At 36.3% G+C, this 23,659-nt stretch carries 18 protein-coding genes and 1 pseudogene; 3 read left to right on the plus strand and 16 right to left on the minus strand.

All coding sequences use genetic code 11. The features are described from left to right. Positions 1-6: 6 nt before the first annotated feature. Positions 7-891: a LysR family transcriptional regulator gene (locus tag P9Q65_RS05970; RefSeq protein ID WP_304508457.1), complete on the minus strand. Its 885-nt coding sequence runs from the start codon at positions 889-891 to the stop codon at positions 7-9. Positions 892-1,339: 448 nt separating this feature from the next. Here P9Q65_RS05970 and ablB point away from each other — a divergent pair, with 448 nt between their 5' ends. Both ablB and ablA read left to right on the plus strand, forming a co-directional pair. Beyond that, positions 1,340-2,185 carry a putative beta-lysine N-acetyltransferase gene (gene ablB, locus P9Q65_RS05975; protein WP_304508458.1) on the plus strand — a complete coding sequence of 282 codons (846 nt, stop codon included), beginning with the start codon at positions 1,340-1,342 and terminating at the stop codon, positions 2,183-2,185. Between the two features lie 51 nt (positions 2,186-2,236). Continuing rightward, positions 2,237-3,571, plus strand: coding sequence for a lysine 2,3-aminomutase (gene ablA, locus P9Q65_RS05980; RefSeq protein ID WP_304508459.1), 1,335 nt, complete (start codon positions 2,237-2,239; stop codon positions 3,569-3,571). Positions 3,572-3,802: 231 nt separating this feature from the next. Here the strand turns inward: ablA and P9Q65_RS05985 are convergent, their stop codons facing one another. The 7 genes from P9Q65_RS05985 to prdC form a co-directional block, all read right to left on the minus strand. Further along, positions 3,803-4,702, minus strand: a complete 900-nt coding sequence (locus P9Q65_RS05985) for a sulfite exporter TauE/SafE family protein (protein WP_304508460.1) — start codon at positions 4,700-4,702, stop codon at positions 3,803-3,805. 55 nt (positions 4,703-4,757) lie between these two features. Beyond that, entirely contained in the window at positions 4,758-5,765 is a 1,008-nt protein-coding gene (locus P9Q65_RS05990; RefSeq protein WP_304508461.1) for a proline racemase, read from the minus strand. 105 nt (positions 5,766-5,870) lie between these two features. After that, entirely contained in the window at positions 5,871-7,115 is a 1,245-nt protein-coding gene (locus P9Q65_RS05995) for a glycine/sarcosine/betaine reductase component B subunit (protein ID WP_304508462.1), read from the minus strand. Positions 7,116-7,194: 79 nt separating this feature from the next. Next, entirely contained in the window at positions 7,195-7,920 is a 726-nt protein-coding gene (prdB, locus tag P9Q65_RS06000; RefSeq protein WP_304508463.1) for a D-proline reductase (dithiol) protein PrdB, read from the minus strand. 54 nt (positions 7,921-7,974) lie between these two features. Further along, a complete protein-coding gene (locus P9Q65_RS06005) occupies positions 7,975-8,424 on the minus strand; it encodes a CBO2463/CBO2479 domain-containing protein (RefSeq protein WP_304508464.1) in 450 nt (149 codons plus the stop codon). Beyond that, a complete protein-coding gene (gene prdA, locus P9Q65_RS06010) occupies positions 8,424-10,199 on the minus strand; it encodes a D-proline reductase (dithiol) proprotein PrdA (protein ID WP_304508465.1) in 1,776 nt (591 codons plus the stop codon). The genes P9Q65_RS06005 and prdA overlap by 1 nt, the downstream gene beginning before the upstream one ends. A 117-nt stretch (positions 10,200-10,316) precedes the next feature. Continuing rightward, positions 10,317-11,612 carry a proline reductase-associated electron transfer protein PrdC gene (gene prdC / locus P9Q65_RS06015; protein WP_304508466.1) on the minus strand — a complete coding sequence of 432 codons (1,296 nt, stop codon included), beginning with the start codon at positions 11,610-11,612 and terminating at the stop codon, positions 10,317-10,319. 832 nt (positions 11,613-12,444) lie between these two features. On the opposite strand from prdC, the gene P9Q65_RS06020 reads away from it, so the two are divergent. After that, positions 12,445-13,332, plus strand: a complete 888-nt coding sequence (locus tag P9Q65_RS06020; RefSeq protein ID WP_304508467.1) for a LysR family transcriptional regulator — start codon at positions 12,445-12,447, stop codon at positions 13,330-13,332. Positions 13,333-13,762: 430 nt separating this feature from the next. Here the strand turns inward: P9Q65_RS06020 and P9Q65_RS13390 are convergent, their stop codons facing one another. The 8 genes and pseudogenes from P9Q65_RS13390 to P9Q65_RS06060 form a co-directional block, all read right to left on the minus strand. Further along, a complete protein-coding gene (locus P9Q65_RS13390; protein WP_442870837.1) occupies positions 13,763-13,963 on the minus strand; it encodes a hypothetical protein in 201 nt (66 codons plus the stop codon). Next, positions 13,911-14,209, minus strand: a pseudogene (locus P9Q65_RS06030) (GNAT family N-acetyltransferase); the annotation flags it as partial. The gene P9Q65_RS13390 and the pseudogene P9Q65_RS06030, both read right to left, overlap by 53 nt. A 230-nt stretch (positions 14,210-14,439) precedes the next feature. Then, positions 14,440-15,564, minus strand: coding sequence for a radical SAM protein (locus P9Q65_RS06035; protein WP_304508468.1), 1,125 nt, complete (start codon positions 15,562-15,564; stop codon positions 14,440-14,442). 332 nt (positions 15,565-15,896) lie between these two features. After that, a complete protein-coding gene (locus tag P9Q65_RS06040) occupies positions 15,897-18,377 on the minus strand; it encodes an FAD-dependent oxidoreductase (protein WP_304508469.1) in 2,481 nt (826 codons plus the stop codon). Between the two features lie 145 nt (positions 18,378-18,522). Then, a complete protein-coding gene (locus tag P9Q65_RS06045; protein WP_304508470.1) occupies positions 18,523-18,885 on the minus strand; it encodes a CoA-binding protein in 363 nt (120 codons plus the stop codon). 303 nt (positions 18,886-19,188) lie between these two features. Further along, on the minus strand, positions 19,189-19,935 hold the full coding sequence (locus P9Q65_RS06050) for an ABC transporter ATP-binding protein (protein WP_304508471.1): 747 nt from the start codon (positions 19,933-19,935) through the stop codon (positions 19,189-19,191). A 16-nt stretch (positions 19,936-19,951) separates the two neighbouring features. Continuing rightward, the gene (locus tag P9Q65_RS06055; protein ID WP_304508472.1) at positions 19,952-22,303 is read right to left on the minus strand and encodes an ABC transporter permease; all 2,352 of its coding nucleotides are present in this window, start codon (positions 22,301-22,303) and stop codon (positions 19,952-19,954) included. 24 nt (positions 22,304-22,327) lie between these two features. Then, positions 22,328-23,584 carry an MFS transporter gene (locus P9Q65_RS06060; protein ID WP_304508473.1) on the minus strand — a complete coding sequence of 419 codons (1,257 nt, stop codon included), beginning with the start codon at positions 23,582-23,584 and terminating at the stop codon, positions 22,328-22,330. Positions 23,585-23,659: the final 75 nt, after the last annotated feature.

Below are 23,659 nucleotides of genomic sequence, written 5' to 3' on the forward strand. Positions count from 1 at the left end.
AAAACATTATTTCTGGGTAATTTGAATAATAAAATCTTTAAATTTTTCAACAGCAGGGGGTAAATATCGATTTACCATATAAGCAAGATAAACCATACGCTTGGAATAAGCCGTATCCAAATCCAATTTTACTACATTATAGTTTTGAATTGTAGGATTATCGGTAATGATAGCAATTCCTTGATTTGCCGCAACCAACCCCGCCATAGAATTTACATCCTCAAACTGACAAAGAATATTAGGCATAATTTGTGCTTTCGTAAACAGATCATCAATGATTCGACGCATACCACTTTCCTTTGTATAACAAATCAAAGGATAGGGGCAGATATCCTGAATTGAAACTTTCTTTTTTTCAGCCAGGGTATGATTTTCAGGTACGATTACGACCAAGCCTTGCTCGTAAACAGGAATAAATTCTACGTCACATTCATTTTCTACCATTGAGCAAAAGATCAAATCATATTTTTCTCTTTTTAAATTATAAAGTAAAGTTTTCGTATTTCCTTCATAACATGAAAAAGAGATATTTTTATTCTGAGGATTATCTAAAAACCCTGCAATGATTTCCGGCACGAAATTCGTACCCACCGATGTCATATATGCCAATCCTACGTGACCGCCCCCCACAGCTATCAGTCTTTCAATTTGATTTTTCCCCAGCTCCAACTGTGTTAAAGCGTTTTCCACATAAAACAAATAAATTCTGCCATACTTGGTTAATACCACATTTCTTCCCTGCTTTTCAAAAAGATTTGCCCCCAATTCTTTTTCCATTGCAGCAATAGAATGGCTTAATGTTGGCTGAGAAATGCTCAACTTCTCCGATGCTTTTGTATAATGCTCCAACTCCGCCAAAGTCTTAAAGTAATACAATTGGTTTAAATTCATTTTTTACCTCCTTTTTCACATTCAACCTCTTCGCAATCATTATAACAAAAATATAGAAACAATCTATCTTTTTTTCCTTTTTCGTCATAATCAATAAATAAAAATAATATATTATGCATTTTTTTCAAAAAAATCTATTGTTTTTTGTTAATTTTACCAGTATTTTCTAGAATTTTATAGAAGAATACCACATAGAAAAAAAGAAGCATAGTTAATTAATTTCCGCTGTACTTAATTACTCTAAATTTTTTGCGAAATTAATTGGTTTAAATAAAATACGAAAATTACTTTTTAAGTTAAATCTGTAGAGAAAACGCATTAAAGTTCTAATAAAATATTACAGAAATTGTAAAAAATAATTAAGACGACTCATTTCACTTGATTCTGACAACTTGATATGTTATAATAAGTTGTCAGATGGGATCGGATTGATATTAAGGAGGTACCAATGTACGATACAATCGTTAAAATAAATAATTCTCTCATTCAGCATGGACTCAGGAATAACAGAATCTATCTTATGCATTTAGCTAAGGAAGACATGCCTGAAATATTAAGTGAATTAGATACTGCGGCTGATAAAAACAGCTATACTAAAATATTTGCCAAGGTTCCGGATTCTTTTTCCAACTCGTTTATAGAAAACGGATATATTATGGAAGCTCGTATACCGCTGTTTTTTGATGGAAAAGAAAATTGTATTTTTATGGCTAAATATCTAGATGCAAAACGAAGTTGCACAATAAATAATGAACTGAATAAAAAAGTACTGGAAAATGCACTCTCAAAGAGTTCTTCGGATTTTTCCCAAGGAAAAATCATTTTAAAGGACGATTTTACTTTTAGAAAAGCAAATGCTCAGGATGCCTTGAACATGGCAAATTTATATACTCAGGTTTTTGACTCTTACCCATTTCCAATCTCTGATCCCGAATATATCAAAGAAACAATGAACAGTAATGTAATTTACTTTGGCATTTGGAAAGGAAGTGAACTTATCGCTCTTTCGTCCTGCGAGATTGGTCTAGAAGATAGTAATGTGGAAATGACAGACTTCGCAGTGAATCCAACTTATAGAGGTTACAATTTTTCTTATTTTTTATTGAGAGAAATGGAAAAGGAAATGAAAAAACAAGAGATAAAAACGGCATATACCATTGCTCGTTCAGTATCTTATGGTATGAATGCTACTTTCGCAAAATGCGGTTATACTTTTTCCGGAACACTTATTAATAACACACAAATCGGCGGAAAAATTGAAGATATGAACGTATGGTATAAATCTTTGCAATAAATTTCATTTTAATGTTAAAAATATAAATTTAAAAAATTAAGGGGGACTTTGATGAATAGTGAAGCAATTGTAAAAAATGTTAGTTTAGATTTAAGAGGCAATTTATTAAATAAAAATGAACGAATAAATCAATCATTAATAAATAATAAAAATAGTTTTTCTAATGTCAGTGCCAAAGATTGGAATGATTGGAAATGGCAAATGAGAAACAGAATAAAAACCGTCGATGATTTAAGGAAATACATCAAGCTTACTCCGGAAGAAGCAATGGGTATTAACAAATGTCTTGGTACTTTAAGAATGGCAATTACCCCGTATTATCTTTCCTTAATAGACCAGAGTGATCCGAATGATCCCATTAGAAAACAAGCAATCCCAACTACCTCAGAGTTGGAATTATCCAGCTGCGATTGTGAAGATCCTTTACATGAGGAAGCTGATTCTCCGGTTCCCGGTCTTACACACAGATACCCGGATAGAGTTCTTCTTTTAGTTACTGATAAGTGCGCAATGTATTGCAGACATTGTACCAGAAGAAGATTTGCAGGACAAACAGACCAATCACTTCCCATGGAGCAAATTCAAAAAGCAATAGAATATATCGAAAAAACACCTGTAATAAGGGATGTCCTTATATCAGGCGGGGATCCTCTTTTGCTGTCTGACGAAAAACTGGAACAAATCATAAAACGTCTCAGAGCCATACCACATGTTGAAATAATCAGAATCGGTAGCAGAGTTCCCGTTGTTATGCCCCAAAGAATAACACCAGAACTTGTAGAAATGTTGAAAAAATACCATCCAATTTGGTTAAATACCCACTTTAATCATCCTAATGAGGTCACCCCGGAATCAAAAAAAGCATGTGAGATGCTTGCAAATGCCGGAATTCCCTTAGGAAATCAGACGGTACTTTTGCGAGGGGTAAACGACTGTATTCATGTAATGAAGAAATTAATGCACGAGCTTGTAAAAATAAGGGTAAGACCATACTATATTTACCAGTGCGATCTCTCCATGGGGATAAAGCATTTCAGAACAAAGGTTTCAAAAGGAATCGAAATCATAGAAGGTCTAAGAGGACATACTTCAGGTTTCGCAGTGCCAACCTTTGTTATTGATGCCCCCGGTGGCGGTGGAAAAATTCCAGTAATGCCAAATTATTTGATTTCAACAGCTGAAAACAAAGTAATCCTGCGAAATTACGAAGGTGTCATTACAACCTATAATGAGCCGGATGATTATGTTTCCGAATGCAATTGTAAAGATTGCATAGAAAAAAAGAATAATAAACAAATTGGTCTTTTGAAATTGATTTATGATAAGAAAATATCACTGGAACCTTCTGGTCTGATCAGAAATGTACGAAATAAAAAAAATAATTAAGCTACAAAGAATCATAACCACGCCTAAATGACGTGGTTAGCACTAGCCATATAAGGGCTTATCAGTAGCCAGCGCCTAAATGACGCTGGCTTTCACTTCGTTCAAGACTCGGTGGTATGATTATCTACCACCCTTACCTATTAACTTTATTCAAATACACTAACAAAATTTCGTTTCCTCTACTACCTCATTACAGGTGACGTTACTATTAAACTTTATATTTTTAAGCTTCTAAATTTCTTCATTTGATGTTATGGTTTCTGCAACTTCTGTTTTTTTAACCGCAGATTTGAACATCGTTAATGACGTATATAAAATAACTACAATTACCAACCATTTCAATGTGTTCAATGGCATAGATTTAACAATATACGCTGCCACCAACACACCAACTGCACCAAATAATGTAATAGCTAGGGATGCTTTCTTATCATAGGCTCCTTCTTTTACAAATTTTACACCAGCTGCCGGCATAAGGAAAGCACAAGAACCCATCATTATAGGGAAAGCAACTTTAGGACTAAGACCTAACGCATATACTAGCGCCATACAAGGTGCATATAATCCGATACCCAATGTCATAAGCGCCCCTAAAATAAAGTTTGCAACAATTCCAATGATTAATTTTATTCCTGTAAGGCCAATGGCTTCTCCGCCAACAGGGAAAATGCCTGCTTGACTAAACAACATGATAACTGCAACAACCAAAAGTGCAATTCCCATACCCATTTGAACTTTTTTCTCATCAAGTTTCGATACAACACCTGCTCCGAGTACAGCTCCAACCGCCGCTGCACCAAGCATACTAAATAAAGTAACTGCCTCTACTTTAATAACCGTTAAGAAAACAAAAGCTTCAAGAACAACAGGAATTGTCATTGATACGTTTAAAGTTCCCGGTAAAGTTTTGTCCTTTGATAAATTAAAAAACTTAAATAATGCTGTGGTTGGAGCAAAGCTCCCTATCCCTAAAGTGTCAAAAAAATTTGTAACAAATCCTACCCCGCCAAGAGCAAAAAAATTAGTTTTTTCAAGTTCACCAGCATTTTTCACCTTAATATAATCTCGAATAAACATTACTAAAAAATATAATGTAATAATAAAGAGCAGTCCTAGAACGATTTGTAACACGTTTTATTCCTCCCTTAAGTTTTTTATGAAAAGTATAGGAATTCCCCTCCGCTAATTAATCAACAACAAAACCGTATTTCAAAGGATCATCAGGATCAATCAAAAACTCATTAATACCTGTTATAAAGGCTTTTCCGCAAATTTCCGGAATAACCGCTTTATATTCGCCCACTTGTGTTTCTCCTATGATCCTTGCCTTAAACATAGTTCCTGTAATACTCTCGTAAACAAATTCTTCATTTATTCCAATGAGTCCTTTGCTATATAATGTTGCAATTTTTGCACTTGTTCCTGTTCCACATGGTGATCGGTCAAACTGTCCATCGCCAAAAACAACAACATTTTGGGCAGATGCTTCTGGACTTTTCGCCGATCCATAAAATTCTACTAAATCTGCTGTATTAATGTGGCTAAGTGTTGGGTGTTGTACCTCAATGGTTTCATTTACAATATTTCGAATCAACATACCCAAGCTACAGATTTTATTGGCATTTGATGGACTTATTTCCATATTCACATCTTCAGCTTTTACAAGAATAAAGAAACTTCCTCCAAACGCAATATCAACTGGAACTTTTCCAATTTCAGGGATATCTATTTCCACATTTTTCTTGTACACAAATGACGGAACATTTGTAATCGTCGTCTCTTGCGCTCTTCCATTTTCAACTTTTACCTTAGCTTTAATTAAACCCGCCGGTGCTTCCAGCGTAACATAAGTATAGGGTTCTTCAACCGGTACCATACCCGTTTCTACAGCAATCGTTGCCGCACCTATAGAACCATGACCACACATATTTAAATAACCACCTGCATCCATGAAGATGATCCCTAAGTCTGCTTCTGAAGATATCGGTTGCGTAATAATCGAACCAAACATATCTTTGTGGCCTCTTGGTTCATGCATAATACTTGTGCGTAAATAATCCAAGTTTTTATCTAAATATGCCTTTTTTTCTGACATTGTATTTCCCGGTATCACTGGAACTCCTCCTGTTACAATTCTTGTAGGTTCGCCCATAGTATGGGAATCAATTGCATGAATTGTTCTTATGGCCTTCATAATTGCTCTTCTTCCTCTCTTTTTTAAGTTTAAAAAAGCTAATACATTTTTGCATTATGTTGTAAAACCGTATTTCCCCCAACATTCATTAATTTTTACGGTATCCTAAATCAAAGAATGAATTACACCATCCAAACATTGATTTGGCGTAATGACAAAAGGAGTGTTTCGCATATCAATAAGATTTCTGGCACCAATATATCCGCCCGGTTGATTGGGAAACACTGCGGTATCATACATATTGCCAAGACCGGAAACAATCTTCACCAAAACCACTCTACTACAGTTTGGTCTAATCACATCATAGAATTCATCCGTTGCATATGGCATATCTTCTATATTATGCATCTGTTTTCGTATCTCATTTAATACATGATCTGCCAAACGATGTGCAGCTTGAATTCCCGTTGCAGTACGCCCCTCTCCATTCTCAAACAAAAAATCCATGTGGAGAATACTATCATCTTCAGCTGGCGTGCCTGACTGATTAAACCTGATACAATGATCCATGTATCCTTCCGAAGATCCAATATTTGAGGGCTGGAAGCCGCTCACATCCTCAACTCCGGTAAGCATAACCGTAGCGCCCGCTAAAAGACGAGTCTCTCCAGCCCCTAAATTGCCACTTTGCTTATAGGCTATGGGCATAAAATCCAAATTCGAATTAATAAACTGATGATGTTCATTGGGCTTGATCAATCGGACATGCATTTCTTTTACACTGGGTTCCAAGCCCACAAATCCTTCTTCAATACCTCCCCTTATTGTCAAAATTCCATGTGAGATATCCGTCTTTTCCCCAAATCTAATCTCTTCGATGGCATAATTCTTCCTAATCAACCGCATTACCCTTTTTTCTTCGGCTGCCAAATCCTTTCGAAAATTTCCCATTTTCTTCATCTTGCTCTTAAGCAATGCAACTGCTTTGATTGCATCATACGCACTTAGGTTGTTGTCTCCAACAATACATGATTCATATCCGGATGCATTCTTGTTGAAATCAACGATGGTTTCAACATAATTATTTGTACAAACAAGCCGCCCCTGCTGTCCTATGTAACTCATGCCAATGGACGGTATCCCCTTCATTCCTAACTGTTCAATCACATTTACAAAATCAATATGGTGATTTCCCCATCCGTCAATGGCTACAATTGCTCCATCTGCTCTCATGCATCCAGCGATATCTCCAGTCCTTTGCGCTGTAAACACCTTGTCATCAAAACTTTCAGATACACCATTTACTATGATTCCGCTAAAATCCAGTTCCTTATCCTTCAGCAACTGTTTCGTAATCGGGCAATGATAGTGATGCAGCGTCGTCATTTTTATACTCGGTCCTAATCCCATAACATAACCTCTTGTCCTAATATATGAATAGAGCACAAATTTCCATTCGCACTCTATTCATCAACTACAGTCTTAATCGTTATACATTATGTCTGTATTCATAAGGAAGTATCTTTAAACCGTTGTAGCTGGGGCAATCTCTTATCCATTCCAAAGATTCCTTTAAAATTGCTGTCTGCATGGGGATGTTATTGGGCTCTCCTGCATTGGAACCGATGGGAACATGGGGAGCCGTAATACGTGGTGCTCCCTGCTGACGAGCAATAGGAGGAAGTGCAGCAATCACTACACAACTCATTCCTTCCGCTTCACAACAACGAGTAATGATAGTTGCTGAACGATGGCAAGTTCCACATCCGCCTGTGCACAATACAATATCAACACCTTGCGCTGCTAATTTTTTCGCGATTTCCGGACCGGTTTCATTACTGAATTTTTCAACATTTCCACCGCCACCCATGAAGGTGTATGTTTCTTTTGGAAGCGAACCGATGAATCCTTCTTTTAATAACTCATGAAGACGATCAATGGGGAACATTGCATTAACGTCCTTGTTGATATCCGAATTATCAAATCCACCATGGGTAACCATAAGCTCTGAAGATGGTGTATCAAATTCGATTGTACGATATGAGAAATCACCGGATGTGTTAAATGGTGTCTGACTTTTTTTGTGAATTCCACCTGCTGTAATAAAAGCCACTTTGCATTCATTGATTGGTTTTTTTAATTCTGTAAAAACCGGCTTTGGTGTCACCGGAACAAAGATTTCGGATTGCATTCCTTCTAGTGTTGTTAATTTCATGAAATTCTCCTCCTGTTATAACTGTTATAATTAATTTCTGTTATAAACGACTTTTTAAATAAATGATGCCGGAATCTCTCTTTTTTGCATCACTTCCATGCAGCTGAGATAACACTCTACGTCCTGCCCTACTTCCAGAAAAAGGGGTGTGAAGAACCAACGTCGGGGAACAGCTACTGTTCCAAATCCGTTTGCTATCTCAACTTTTCCTGCGGTATCATTTACTTCTATCAGTTTTCCATTTATGAAACACGGTCTAATACTATGGTTTGTATTTAAATCCGAAAAGTCATAGTCAAAAGCATCCTCAACGACTTTGATATAGCTAAAATAAAATTGTAGTTCATGACCAGTTTCTATTTTTGTATCTCCTACAATCATACTTCTGGGAACTTCCAATACACCAAGTCGTCCATGCAGATGAATTTTAACGGATTGATCTGTTGCCTCTTTCACCAATCCTCCCATTAATACAGGATTGATTTGATAAGTCGCGGCACCCATTAGTGTAACGTCCCGTTATCAAGTAATTTTGTTTCAGGAAGCCCCAATAACTTGTTGTTCTTATTAATAACGTCATTGCTCCATTTCTTTGGAGCAGGAAGAACCTCAACGCCTGCCATCTTATTCTTCAGCATCTGAATTGCACGCACTGCTACTTCTTTCGTTACACATGAGCACCCGGCAACATTATTCTCAAATCCGCCCTGATCCATATTCTCTTCAATCATAGCTGTAGCGTACTCATTACCGACCACTAACTGCCCCTGATAAGCACAGAAAGATACGCCGACTACAGGAATTCCACGCTTACCTGCCTGACCGATATGCTGAATAAAATCAATATGGTTGTTACCAAAACCCTCAGTTGTGATGATACAGCCATCAATATCAAGACCTTCCAATAATGATCCAAGTCTCTCAGATACCCATAACTTCTCATCGTTAACCTGCGGCGATCCAATGCATACAACACCTATTAAATCTAATTCTTCATCCATTGCCAAACCTTCTACCAGGGGTTCACGGATATAATGACGAGTCATCTCTTTGGTTGCGGGTCCAATACAAGTAAGTGCATGGATAGATCCGTCTCTAACCTGGTTCGGCGTTAAAATAATAGGAACGTTACCGCAGTCAACGTTCTTCTGTCCACCGAGGATGCCACAAGGTTCTGTAGGGCAAAGTACGTTATCATGCATTGCGCCCTGTCCCATGATCTCTTTTACAAGAACAACACGAGGGTTCCCTTTTCTTCTAACGTCTTCACAAATTTCTTCTTTAATTACTTCGCCTTCATATTGCTTTAATTCGTTCCGAACTGCCTGAATGATATAGTCCTGGCATTTATGTGCCGCAAAAGGCCCCGGTCTTGTCATTCCTGAAAGTCTCTTAATCACTGCATGACAACGAATGATAATATCATTTTCATCTGCACAACCGGGATGTCCGAAATACATCTTTTCATCAAGGAATCCCTCTGAAGAACCAAATTCATGAACCTGCACGCCATCCTCGTCAACACCCGTAAGCATAAAGACTACGCCGTCTGCCACTTTTGTGATTCCTTCGCCTAACTCTCCCTCGATCTTTGTTGCAATGGGGCATACATCCATAATTGTTTCTGTATAGAGGTGACGTTCCTCAGGTTTTATTACATCCAGTTTCAAGCTGACACATAAAGGATCTTCTTCCGCTGCTTTTTTTACGATGCTTCCATCAATTGTTATCTTTCCGTCTTTAATTGATGTTTTCTTTCCAATCTCAGCATCAACAATTTTGATATGCTTCTTGATTAGTTTTCTGATTACATGCTTCTCACCCTTGTTCTCCTGTACAGGTGCCGGTACCTGCATGCTGCCGCCAAGTGCTGCTCCAACAGGAATATCTAGAGATAATCCTTCTAACTTATCAATATTTACATGAATCATACCAGTTCCTCCTACATATGTATTTGAAGCCATAATCTGTTCTGAATCTTTTTCATCTTTCACCAATGCAGTGGCCTTAAGCGCTGTCTCAACCTGATTAACCTTATCCAATACATCCCTTGTAATTGGTGTCAGAGCTTCTACATTTGTTAATAATGTGCTTCCCAACACCTGTTCAATTGTAAGTGCATCATCACTCAAAGTGAGCAGCCCTGCATCAATCATATCTTCGAATAACCCTGGATCTTCCAAGTCTGCTGCTCCGATAACCGCCCCTTTCTCCCTACGACAACAAAAAATTGCCGGATCTTTTAAATGATTTTTTAATGTTTCCTGTGTAATTGACATTTGTTATCACACCCCTTTTTTTATTTTGTTTTATCTTTTCAACTCCTTCATGGAATTGTAAAGTGCTATCGTTTATACATCCGATCTTATTTCTATCAAAACCCTTGGCTTTTACTTTTATTCTTTTATTCTTCGTACCAGTTTCATGTTTACTGCACGCAAGGGACCGTCTGTACAATGATAAACCGGTAATTTCAACTGTGGTGCACATGACATAACCGTATTGGAGCAATCTGTACAATTACTAATCAGCAAAGCCTGTGCCCCATCTTTTTTTAATTTCAAAACCTTTTGCACCTGACCTGGACATTTTCCCGGGTTTTCACACTTTCTCGTCCCGTTTTTTAATTCTTTTGCTTGTTTGCAATACTCTATTCCTACAACCTTGGAACCCATGCTTGCTGCAATCTGCTCTAATCGCTCTTTGTTCCCACCGCACGCACATACCAAAAGTCCTATTTTTTCAGGTCCCTTCCAAAATTCTTCTGTTGCAATCAAACCTCCTGTTGTTTTAATAATGGGATCTTCAAGGCTTACCCTTTTTCCTGTAAATGGACCGCCCATAACAATTTCTCCATATTCCAAACCGATTCCGCCGGCTTCTTTAAACACATCACCAATGAGCATACCAAGGGGCATATCAAGCATAACCTGAAGTAACTTTCCCTGTAACTTTCCCGCAACCGTCATATCTTTCTCTATTAGCGGCTTCTTATCTTCCACGGCTTCACGAATTTTGAATACTGTTTCCGCATTTATAACAATGGCATTGGCAGCCATGGGAAGCTGATCAACTTCTAAAAGTGTTCCAAGAACCTCACGCACAATTGCTCTTTCTTCCCCCATGGGATACATATTAGGGAGGGTTGCCACTGCAATATTTGATTCATTGATACCTGTTTTCAGCCGTTCAATCTCTTCTGTGTGAATATTCTTGATTGCAATAATTCCCTTGTTCGCCTTTACCGCTTCCATTACAATTTTGAGTCCTTTGATTAATTTATCTGCTTCTGTATCAATACGACGCATATTATGGTCTAATATCGGCTCACATTCTGCAGCATTTACAATCACCGTTCCCTCACCCGTAAATGGTTTTTGTAACTTTGCATATGTAGGAAATCCGGCTCCACCAAGTCCTACCAAACCTGATTCCCGAATCAAATCCAACGGTGCATCAGACGTAAGCTTTACATATTCTTTAGACTGTATTTCATCGGCAATAATACGAATTTGCTGTTCTGTGACTTCTTCTACCTCGCCTGATATGCTGGAAAAAACATTTGCTCCAAGTTGATCTTTCGGTGCCTCCGCAATCAGCTGACCTCTCAATACTTTGTCTCCCTTTTGTACAATTGGTTTCGATGGACTCCCAATATGCTGTTTTAATAGATATGAGAATTTCCGTTTCATTTTCATCTCTCCTTAGCTTTTTGTACATTTTAAAGTCGAAATATGCTATTCAATTCCCTTTGCTTCTTAAAAACATTTAGCGTATATTTAGAGTATATTTATAATATTGATATTTGTATAACGATTGTTATTTCTATCAGTTAGTACAAACATTCATACTTGACCGGATTGTAACGCACCCGTATAGTTTGGTAAAATATAACTAAATCCAAAGAACTGTTGCAAATGGCAAAAACCTTATTTAAAAGAAAAAGCTCTTCGCCTCTATTCTGGAAGAATGTCGGACGAAAAAGCTTTATCGAACAATATCATATGAAAAAGAGCACATAATTTACTGATTACAACAGCACCCGTAATAACGCCAATAAATTAAATTTTCAAGAAGAAAACGATACCTATAAGAAATCAGACATCTACAATAAGAACTCGTAGATGTGCAAAAGAAAAATTCCTTCTCAAAGCAGAACTAGCAATAAATATGCATACAACTGCTTAAAAAAGACATACACCTAGTAAAGAGATCATTCTTCAAAGCGACCAAAGAAGCCAGTTTACATCAACAAATTTGAAAGACTTTTGTGAGAAAAATTATGTACATCACCGCATGCGTTGCGCTGGTTGTCCATATAATAAACCACCAATGAAGTGTTTTTTTAATACACTTAAAGCGAATATTTTAACTTGTATTCCTTTCACTCATCTGATGAACTCAATCAGGGAATCTATGAGTTTATTTATGTGAATACAATTATGAAAAACCTCATTCTAATTTTATACTCTAGTATTATTTTACCTGACTAGTGTCAAACCTCTTTTAGAAAGGTGTGTATTCATGGATCTCAATACTTATAAATTATTTAACATTGTAGCTGAACACGAAAATATTTCTTATGCTGCCAATTTAACAAAATATACACAGTCGAGTGTAAGCCATACCATGAAACGACTTGAAGATGAATTGGGCTTAAAGCTGTTTACAAGAGATAGATATGGTGTTCATTTGACAACGGTTGGGCATGAACTGATCCCTAAGGTCAGAGAACTACTTGCTACCCATGCACAATTAGAACAATTCATAGATGATATTAAAGGTATTGAGTCTGGTACTATAAACATCGGTACGTTTTCAAGTATTGCTATTCACTGGCTACCTGCAATATTAGACGCCTACCATAAAAAACATCCCCAAATACATATTTTAATAAAAGAAGGTGGTATTGATGAACTCTACTCCTGGGTAACTAATCGGGATGTGGATTTCTGCTTTTATAATTATTGGCCAAGCCACAATATTGAATTTATACCTATACAAGAAGATGACTATGTGGCAATTTTCCCGAAAGACTACCCCTTAGATAAGGATCTTGAAGCCTATCCTATTAGCAACTTCCATGAGAAACCTTTTATCTTGTTTGACCCAAGTATTGAAAAAAATATTCAAAGATTATTGGCAGAACAATATGTATCACCATACATACTTTGCTCCTCAAGAGAAGACTTTACCATTATGTCTATGGTTGAACATCATTTAGGCCTCAGTATTCTTCCACGTCTAATTGTAGAACAACGAAAAGAAAATCTGCAGATACTACCGTTGTCGCCTTCTTATCAAAGAATTCTTGGTATCGGAATAAAATCGTACAAAGATGCTTCTCCAGCTGCAAAAAGATTCATTGATTTTGTAATGGATTTTTTTAACAAAAAATTATCTTTCCAGTAGATCAAAATTTCCGTTTGTTCCAACATGTCATTGTTGAATAACAATTTTTTTGTTGAAATAAATCCCATATATTTAGAAAGAAATAAAACTTAATTCCTTAATAGACGAATAACAGCGCCGATTTACTTCTTAAAAATTTAAATAAGCAAAGGCCGCATTTTCTAAAAGATCACACTAAATATTCCTATGCCTAATACAAACGTTACTAATCTTACTGTTGGCATCTTTGCCTTTAGCCTTTTTCGCTAAGGGCTTTTTGTTATGTGTTTTTAAATATAAATCCCAGTGTTTTTTAGCAACCAGAATATAAAAAAGCAAATAATTCGGAAAATGCTTGATTATTGTTTTGCCATTTTAATTAACCTTCCTTACTGTCTGTTTTATGAAAAAAGGACTAAGTCTATAGGTTTTTAACCTAAGGCTTAGCCCCTTATAAAATCCATTTCTCTTTTTTAATATTAAATACAACTCCTTTACACCAAAATTCTTTATTTTGATACTTGTATTTTAATTTTCGAAACTGTAGATACAACAGCGTACTGCTTTTTCCCTTCAGCACCTCACGAAACTGGAACTGCTTTTTGGATGGCATCTCTAACAGCAAATCTCCCATACCCTTTTCCTTTGTCACTGCCAGAAACCCATAAGCTGTATATATAATAATAGTTGTCACCAGTTATAGGAACCCACGCTGTTTCAAGTGAACCATATTCAATAAAAACCGGAGCCCTTGCATTTCATGACCTTCCTTCAACCGGTCTGAAAGCCATTGTCGCTTTGCTTCAATCCCTTGATGGGGCTTTTTACTGCGGATAATACAGAATAAATACTCATTTTCAAAGTTTTCTGTTGTTAAGTTTACAAAATCAATATTCATGTTCACCCTCGCTAAAAAAATATAAAATCACAATGCATACAAGTTATTAATTCCCCCAAAACCTAATTTTTCATCTGTCTTTTGTATCTTGTATATTGCCTTTTTTCTTTTACCATAATAAAAAGTCTCCTATGATATCATATTTTAGCATAGAAGACCCTATAAAATCTATTTACAGAAAAACTTTCAAAACCTCCAATAAAACAATATCATGCCCTATCATTGAAAACCTAAAACATTAATGTTCCCGGTTTATAACCATCCGGTAATTCTTCTTCACTCAAAAATTTGAAATTATCGTCACGCAGTATTGGTAAAAATACTTCATATGGTATCTTGGAAAACTCACATCCATAGTTACTAGAGCCAAACCAGCCGCCTTCTTTTCCATTTAAGTTCAAACCTCTTGCAAACTTTGTATGGTTTGAACAATCATGAACAACAAACCCCCATTTTTCTTCAACTGCCGCTTTCATAAATTTCAATGTTAATTCCCTACTCCAAATAGGTGAAATATAGCCATGTCTGGATATATACATATTCTCTCCCCAATAATTATCTATGTTATTTCCATTCAAATGCAATTCCGCACAATTGATAAAATCAAGTTTTGTATCCAAAATTGCTGGTTTTTTCTTAAAAAAGGCATCAAAGAATTCCGGTGTCATGGGTGTCTCAATGCCCACGTTCTTAATATATTTTTTTGCTATTCCAATATTTTCAATCACCTTGTCTGAACAATTTGAAGCCCCCAAGTTAAAACGTATTTCATCAAGGCCTGCCTCGCTCAAAGCTTTTAGTGTTTCTTCTGTCGCCAAAACACCATTTGTATAAAGATGTTGATGAATACCTGCAGCCCTAAATTTCTTTATCACGGAATAATATTTTTCAATTTCCATAAATGGTTCTAAATAAACATAAGAAACACCTGTGGGTTTTGGCTGAATTGTAAGAAGTAAATCAATGTCTTTTTCATAAAATTTTGTTCCTCCAATTTCCCACATTCCTTCTCCAATAGGCGCAATCTCATCCAATTCTCCAAAATTATAGCAAAACTTACACTCTAAATTGCATTTGTTTGTTTTTCTGATTGCAGTCAAACCTGTGCCCAAGAGGCAAGAACAACATCCTTTGGGGAATTTCTTATCCTCGCCTACATAAAAAGTTCGGTTTTCCAAAGTTTTTAAACCTTTGATTTCCGACATTAACATATCATTTCTATAATCAACTGCCCCTTCAATTTGTGCAAAGACAGCATACATAATTTCTTGCTGTGTAGTCAAAAGCGTTTCATCTTCCGGCAAAGCAGAGAAAAATTCAAACCACATTAGTGCATCTTTTTTTGAAATTTTCATATTATTCTCCTTTAAGGTTTCCTTCAGCAAAACACAACGTTCTGAAAAACTTTATCTTTTTACAATATTGCATCAGCTTATCAGAAAGTCTATTGTTTGCATTTTTTCATCTTGATTTTTAACTAACCTATTATACCATAAAGTCCATTTAGAAGAACAGCCATACCGCATAATTTATCCACATTCAGCATGATACATTGGGATTATTTTCATTTATCACTCATCCACTTTATTCTCAAAAACTTTCTTTACTTTAAAAAAACGGCTATCTGCTCATACAAATTTAGAACAGATAGCCGTTGATCCCATCATTTAAATGTTATTGCTAATTTTTAAATAAACAAATTCACATTAGATTCTTCCGCATCTCCGAGGTAAGATGCAACCCCAGCATATTCAACACCGTCAAGTAATTCATCCTTTGTAATTCCCATAATATCCATTGACATGGTACAGGCAACCAATTTGATTCCTTTGTTCATTGCATGCTGCATCAATGTTTCCAGAGAATCCACATTTTTGTCTCTCATAACTTTCTTCATCATAGCAGTTCCCATACCGCCCATGTGCATCTTAGAAAGTTTCAGCTTTTGACTTCCTCTTGGCATCATAGAGCCAAACATTCTGTCCATAAACGGTTTTTTCACGGAAGGCCCATGAGATTTTCTTAAAGCATTAAGTCCCCAGAAAGTAAAAAACATGGTAACCGGTCTGCCCATAGAAGCAGCACCATTTGCGATAATGAATGATGCAAGTACCTTATCCAAATCACCGCTGAAAACAATAATTGTCTTTCCTTGGGGTGTATCTATCACTTGGTTTTCCTTTTTGGGGGTTACACCTTCTCCACCCTTTTTAATAAAAACAATATTTTCTTTGTTTTCTCTTTCTGTCTTTACCAGAGTATTTCCCGTTCTGCGGCACCATGAAGCAATATCCGCTGAGAATCCCATATCCGTAGCGGATACCTTCAAAATTTCATTCTCCTTCATATCAGAGATTGTTTCACTCACCTTCATAATGGGCCCCGGACACTGTAAGCCACAGCAATTCAAAACTTTCATTTCTTTATCAGAAATTCTTGCTGGTTCTTCATTCTTTTTTTTTTCTTCAGGTTCGAAATGGGTTGTGCTGTTTTCATAGTGCATGGATTTATAAAATGATGTTCCGCCTGCCAATACAGTCACCTTTTTGAACCCATTTTGTCTTAAAATTCGTGCCGCATTATAAGAACGTACACCAATTGTGCAATATATAATAATCACTTTGTTTTTATCCAATTCGCCAAATCTCTTATGCACCTGACCTATAGGAATATGATAAGAGCCTGGAATTGCAAATACCATTCTTTCCATGTCTTCAGTTACGTCCAAAACAACATATTCATTTTTCTTGCTTTCATCAGCCATTAAGGCATCCAATTCGTTCCACTGAACAAAGCTTACTAAATCGTGTAAAATATTCTCTGCTACAAACCCCAACATATTAACAGGATCTTTTGCAGAAGAAAATGGTGGTGCATAAGCAAGTTCCAATTCTTCCAGATCATAGACGTTTCCGTTTAAGCGCATTGTGGTAGCAAGGGTATCAATTCGTTTATCTACACCATCCTGCCCAACAATCTGCCCACCAAGGATTTTTCCTTCTTTATCAAAAATCATTTTAAGGATTAAAGGTGTTGCTCCGGGATAGTATCCGGCATGGGATTTCTGGTTAATCAATGCCACAAAATAGTCCTGGTTTTTTACTTTTCCCATAGCTTTTAATTGTTTTTCATTCAGTCCCGTACTTGCAACATTTAAGTCAAATACCTTTGCCACTGCAGTTCCTAATGTTCCGTTATATGTTTTCTTGTCTCCAACCAAGTTATCTGCCAATATACGAGCCTGCTTATTTGCGGGACCGGCAAGGGGTATCATTGTTTTCTCTTTTGTCACATAATTGGAAACTTCAATAACATCACCTACTGCATAAATACCAGGGATAGAGGTTTGGAGATACTCATCAACAAGCACGCCGCCTTTTTTATTCAGTGCCATTCCTGCTTGTTTTGCAAGTTCACTGTTTGGTCTTACACCAATGGATAAAATAACCAAATCAGCTTCCACAACTGTTCCGCTTGTCAATTCGATTTGTACCACATTTCCTTTATGATGGAATTCTTTTACACCATCGCCCAAAATCAAATTAACCCGATTCATTACCATATTTTCATGAACCAAATTGGCCATTTCAGGATCAACCGGTGCCATAACCTGAGTCTGCATTTCAATTACGGAAACTTCCAAGCCTTCTTCATGAAGATTTTCAGCCATTTCAAGACCAATAAAACCTCCACCGATTACAGCCGCACGTTTCGGTTTTTTCTCTGTAAGATAAGCTTTAATTTGATCTGTATCAGGTACTGTCCACAAAGTAAAAATATTATCGGAATTAATTCCAGGGATAGGAGGCTTTATGGGTGAAGAACCTGTCGCCAAAACTAAATTATCGTAGGTCTCTTCATAAACCTCACCTGTTTTTTTATTTTTTACCTCGATTTTTTTCTCTTCTGGAATAATTCTTGTTACTTCACTGGATACCCGTACATCAATATTAAATTTATTTTTCATTGCTTCAGGTGTCTGCAGAAGCAGCGCATCCCTACTTGTGATTACATCCCCGATATAATAAGGCAAACCACAGTTTGCATAGGAAATATAATCGCCTCTTTCCAGCATAATAATCTGCATAGAATCGTCTCTTCTACGAAGTCTTGCCGCTGTGGTAGCGCCTCCGGCAACTCCACCAACGATAATAGTCTTTTTAGCCATATTGTTATCCCCCTCAGCTCTCATTGTTATCTGTTTAACAGTTTTATTGATGTCATTATATATAATTTTCGCAGGTTCTGTCTGTAACCATGTCACAAAAAAAAAGAAATCATATCTAATGATATGATTCCCAAAATGTTTTCTTTTATTTTATTTTTGAATATAATCTTAACCCAACTAATGCGCAACCTTCCAAAAAAGGAGCATGTGTTTTGTCCAAATAATCTAATAGCTCTTTACTCTCAGCCCCGGGTTGAATTAAAATATACTTGTAGTCTTTCTTGCATTCTTTCATTAATTTTAATCCCTTTACAGGATGGATACATAAATCAATAACATCAATTTCCTCTGTTATATCATTGAGGGATGCTAATTCTTTGCCAACACTATGCACTTGATACCCATGTTCCATCAATTCGTTTTTTATCTTGAAAGCATATTTTTCTTCGTTCAGTGTATCACCAACAACAGCAAAAACTTTTTCCTGCATGATATCTTTTAAATCCATATAATCACCCTCCATTATTATTGATTTTTCAAACTGTTTTTATTACAAAAAATTTTATATTTCTCAATTGCAAGTTCTATATTAAAAAGGATACAGAAAATTTTACAAAATTTCAATATTTTTTCTCTATATTATAATCTTTCTACCATTTCCTGTAAAGAAAATATTGATAAAAAAGAGTTTGAGAGAAAAATAAGGAAATTACACCTATATGCTCATGCTCAAATTCATTGGGGAGGGACTGACTAATTATCAACAATTTATTGTTAAAATTCTGAGACATCTGATTTTGTATTTCCTCTGCTAGAATCCCATATTTTGCAACCAATCACTCATCTTAATCTCTCTTTGCAGTTTTTTTTCTTCCCGAAACTTACCAAGGCGCAATTCATCTTTCATTTTTCCATCTTCCAAATAAATCACCCTTTCTGCCCTTGCCGCTACTTTTGCATCATGGGTAACAAGAACAATTGCCGCCCCTTCCTGATTTATATCATGAAAAATATCCATAATCTCTTTTGTGGCAGCAGAATTCAATGCCCCTGTTGGTTCATCAGCAAATAATATGGAAGGAGTATTTATGAAAGCTCTGCATATTGCCGCTCTTTGCAACTGTCCCCCCGAAACTTTTCGAATATCATAATGGGCAATTTGTGAAATTCCCGTACGTTTCATCAGATCGTCTGCCTTCTTATTGATTTCTCTTCTTGACTCTTTTCCTAACTGAAACCCCGGAAATACAATATTATCACGGAGGGATAAATTTTTAAGCAAATTTGATTTTTGAAAAATAAATCCCATTTTTTCCAACCGGATAGAACTCATTTCTTCCTCGGATAACGCAGTTATTTCTTTTTTTTCAAAGAAAACTCTTCCTCTTGTTGCTCTGTCCATACCGCTAATATTGTATAGAAGCGTTGTCTTACCGCAACCGGATCGCCCCATAACCGCCACATATTCTCCAACTTGAATGGACAATGATATCTCCCTTAACACCTCGTTACCTTCAAATTGTTTGCACAAGTGGTTCACTTGTAATAATGTTCCCATAGAATATTCCTTTCTTTTAATCATTCAAATGATATAACACATTTAACTTTTTTATACTTTTTGTCCCAAGCCAACAGAAACATCCCGCAAATGCCAACAAGGTTAAAGGAATAATTACCCAGGAAATCATTGGAATAATAAAAAATTGGATTTTTACGATTCCCAGTTCCATGGCAGAAAAAAGAATGCTCATAAGGTAATCACCAAAAACATTTGCCACCGTTGTACCACAAATAACACCAATGCTTGCAGAAATCAAAATTTGATAAAGCTCTTGCTTTCGCAGGTTTTTTACAGAAACTCCTAACGCTTTTTGAATTGCAATTTGTGATGCGGCTCCTGCTAATCTTAGCTTCATAAACAATGAAATAACAAGGCCGATAAGACCAATGCCAATTCCCATGGACACCCATGCTGTAACCTTAAGTTGCTTTAACACACCACCCAAAATTTCCGTAATAAACTCATCCATTTGTTCAATGGTATAACCATTTCCTAATTGATTGCGCCAGCTTTCTATAATTTCTTGTTTGTTATTTTGTTGGATAAAATCAACCATAAATCTATACTGCTCCGGTGGTACACCCTCGAAATCTCTCATTGTTTTTGCGGTCATACCTCCGCTGGTTACGTCCTGATAGATTCCACAAACATATAACATGATTTCATGATTTTCAGAATAAAGGGCAAGGGAATCACCGAAATTTATACCTAAATATTCAGATTCTAGTTTCGATAAAGCAATTTCACTTTCATTTCTTGGTGCATTTCCCAATAAATATTGAAGTCCCTGGCCTGCCTGTTGTCCTGAATCAATATGAATGCTCTTCCGCTTTCCCTCTGCATCCATGGCCATCATTCTGATTCTTTCAAAAAATTGATAATTTGTATTGTTTTTCTTTTGCAAGAGTTTTTCTAAATTTTCAAACCTATTTTCAATGTCTTTCCCCTGTTCAATCTCAATGAAAACGTCATGAACATCACTGCCCATATAAGAAATGAACTCCTCTGTCTCCATGGTATTTACTATATTAATCGGAATAATAACGATACAAGAAACAAGAGCCATAACCAAAATAATCAAGGAAAACCTTCTTACCTCCGTTCTAACCTCATGAAGTGCCATAAAAAATGTAGTAGGAATCGGCGAAGATTTATGTAAAACATTTCTGATCTGTTTCTCCCTGGCAAATCCTTTCCCACAAACCAAAGCGTCAACAATACTAATATTTTTCAGTTTCTTTAAAATCCCTTTGCAGTATTGTATTGTAACCAGATATACCAGAACACTTCCCAATGCACCAACAAAAAGAATGGTCCAAGATAACGGTTGTATTCCAAAAGTTCTATTCATATGCTCAGAAGTGTATTGATAGGCAATCAAAGAAAGCAGATAGCCAAATATAACACCAAATATCATTAAAATTCTGATTTTACTCAAGTATAAATTTGCAATGGCCTTGGAAGAAAGACCCATTGCCTTCATTGTGCCAATTTCCGTTATTTCCTCTTCCATTGCAGTCAATATGGTATATTTCATACAAAATAAAGCAATCAGAGTCAAAAGTACGCTCATAACAAACACAACCATTACCGTCATAATATCCGTCATTGCACTTAGCAAAAAAATAATTGTATAAGTTACTGCCTGACCATTCTTTGGCAAAGTCGGGATATACTCTTCATATACCGACTGATAATCAACTGCCATAGAAGGATCATCAAAATATGTTTCCAATAGGTATTCCGTTTCTCCTACAACACCATGCAAATCATAAAAGTCACCATCACTTATCAAAAATCTGGTAGAAGAGCATAACGTGGAATTCATCTGCCCATCATAAATATAACTGGCAACAATAAACTCCCTTTTTATTCCATTGCTTTCCAAAAATATTTTGTCCCCGATTTTAATTGGATTTTTTTCCAAAAGAATTACAGGAACACCGATTTCTCCTTTCTTTAAGGAAATAAATTCTCTATTTTCGTTCAACAACACATCATATTGGAGATTTTGCTTTACCAAACTAATATCTAAACGACAATCTGATAATGTAAATTCTTTTTGTCCCTCTACTCTCAGTTCATCGCCATACACATTAATCATTTCAACAGTTTGCCAGTGGGTAATATTGGGATATGCCTGATTAAATTCGTCTATATTTTCTTGATCGAGCATACCTTTATGCATTTGGAGAAAATGAGGAGGCAAAGCAGTTTCATACATCGTAGAAATGGATAAAAACAGTTGACTGATAGTAAGAATAACCGTGGCAACCAATCCAACGGATAACGTCATAAAGAGCAATAGTACCAAGTTGTTTCCCGGGTTTTTTTTAAAATCATTTTTTACTAAATTTAAAAGCATCTCTTCCCCCTTCTTCCGCTAATTTCACTTCAACTCCTTAACGCCTCGGGTTTTTTGAACGAAAATCATAGCCAAAATCATACCCAGCCCAGAAAGAACCAACATAAAAGCCATTCCCCGCCCCTCGCCCGTGCCGATAATTTTTCCTATACTTTGTGCAAGCAATCCTGAATGCAGAAACATTGGCTCAAAAACGGTGTCAGCTATTACACCACAGGTTGCATAGGCAATTATCATACCAACTTGGGTGAGCAAACTTACCAATCCCCAAATTCTCCCCTGCAAATCATTGGATACACTCACCCGTAAAAGAACCTCCCCACAGGTATTGATAAAGGGCAGTGTCAAAAAAAACAAGAATAATGCCCCTGAAATAAAAAGCAAATTTGTTCTTAGTCCGGCGAAAACCATAAACACGCCACATAAAATGGAGGCTGAAAAAAGCACTTTCCAATATTTGTTTTTTTTAATTCCAAAAATTCCAATAAAAATACTCCCTGCCACCATCCCAACAGCACAGATTGATTCAATATAGCCAACAGTTTGGGCATTACTAAGAGCCAAGATCATTGGTGCAATAAGAGTCTGAATAAATCCCACAAAAAAACATGTCAACGTCATGACAACAATCAAAGATTGGACTTCTTTTTTTTCATTTAATAGCTGAAATCCTTCACGGAACTCTTTTATAAGGCTTTCATGTTCTTCTTTTTTCTTAGGTTTTTGCAGATGCCTTCTTGCAATGGAAACGGCTAAAATCGTAATGGCAAACGTAGAGAAATCCAAAAACAAAATCAAAGAAATATCCGATACACTAAGAAGTATTCCTGCAATGGCAGGGGAAACGAGGTACTTTGCGTTTCCCGCAATTTGCACCATGCCGCTTGCCTTGGCATATTCATCTTCAGATAGTAGATCTGACACCGTTGCTCTGTATGCAGGCTCCATTAAAGCAACAAAAATAGAACTTATGGTGACACCAATACATATGGGAAAAATACCACCACTCCCATACTTTATACTCAATAAAATATAGAGCAACCCCAATCCTGAGAAGGAATCGCCGCAAATCATCAGCATTCTTCTGTCGTATCTATCGGCTAAAATTCCTCCGATGGGGCTTAGTAGTACCGTTGGCATATATGCCAATAACGTAATAAGCGATACATAAGTTACACTTCCTGTCAATTGATATATATAAATTGCTAAGGCAAACGCAGTCATGCCACTTCCAATATTTGAAATTAACTCACCGACCCATATGATTATAAAATTTTTCATTGTTCTATTTCTTTCCTTCCTATTTCACTAGAAACATTTTGTTGAAATCATTAAATGCGAATCTGAACTTTCCGA

It is taken from the genome of Anaerotignum sp., assembly GCF_030625865.1.
Classification (GTDB): Bacteria; Bacillota; Clostridia; order Lachnospirales; family Anaerotignaceae; genus Chakrabartyella.

Bases quoted from the DNA above. Each gene is read 5' to 3' on its own strand.
- P9Q65_RS05970 (WP_304508457.1), bottom strand. From the start codon at position 891: ATGAATTTAAACCAATTGTATTACTTTAAGACTTTGGCGGAGTTGGAG.
- ablB (WP_304508458.1), top strand. From the start codon at position 1,340: ATGTACGATACAATCGTTAAAATAAATAATTCTCTCATTCAGCATGGA.
- ablA (WP_304508459.1), top strand. From the start codon at position 2,237: ATGAATAGTGAAGCAATTGTAAAAAATGTTAGTTTAGATTTAAGAGGC.
- P9Q65_RS05990 (WP_304508461.1), bottom strand. From the start codon at position 5,765: ATGAAGGCCATAAGAACAATTCATGCAATTGATTCCCATACTATGGGC.
- P9Q65_RS05995 (WP_304508462.1), bottom strand. From the start codon at position 7,115: ATGGGATTAGGACCGAGTATAAAAATGACGACGCTGCATCACTATCAT.
- prdB (WP_304508463.1), bottom strand. From the start codon at position 7,920: ATGAAATTAACAACACTAGAAGGAATGCAATCCGAAATCTTTGTTCCG.
- P9Q65_RS06005 (WP_304508464.1), bottom strand. From the start codon at position 8,424: ATGGGTGCCGCGACTTATCAAATCAATCCTGTATTAATGGGAGGATTG.
- prdA (WP_304508465.1), bottom strand. From the start codon at position 10,199: ATGTCAATTACACAGGAAACATTAAAAAATCATTTAAAAGATCCGGCA.
- prdC (WP_304508466.1), bottom strand. From the start codon at position 11,612: ATGAAACGGAAATTCTCATATCTATTAAAACAGCATATTGGGAGTCCA.
- P9Q65_RS06020 (WP_304508467.1), top strand. From the start codon at position 12,445: ATGGATCTCAATACTTATAAATTATTTAACATTGTAGCTGAACACGAA.
- P9Q65_RS06035 (WP_304508468.1), bottom strand. From the start codon at position 15,564: ATGAAAATTTCAAAAAAAGATGCACTAATGTGGTTTGAATTTTTCTCT.
- P9Q65_RS06040 (WP_304508469.1), bottom strand. From the start codon at position 18,377: ATGGCTAAAAAGACTATTATCGTTGGTGGAGTTGCCGGAGGCGCTACC.
- P9Q65_RS06045 (WP_304508470.1), bottom strand. From the start codon at position 18,885: ATGGATTTAAAAGATATCATGCAGGAAAAAGTTTTTGCTGTTGTTGGT.
- P9Q65_RS06050 (WP_304508471.1), bottom strand. From the start codon at position 19,935: ATGGGAACATTATTACAAGTGAACCACTTGTGCAAACAATTTGAAGGT.
- P9Q65_RS06055 (WP_304508472.1), bottom strand. From the start codon at position 22,303: ATGCTTTTAAATTTAGTAAAAAATGATTTTAAAAAAAACCCGGGAAAC.
- P9Q65_RS06060 (WP_304508473.1), bottom strand. From the start codon at position 23,584: ATGAAAAATTTTATAATCATATGGGTCGGTGAGTTAATTTCAAATATT.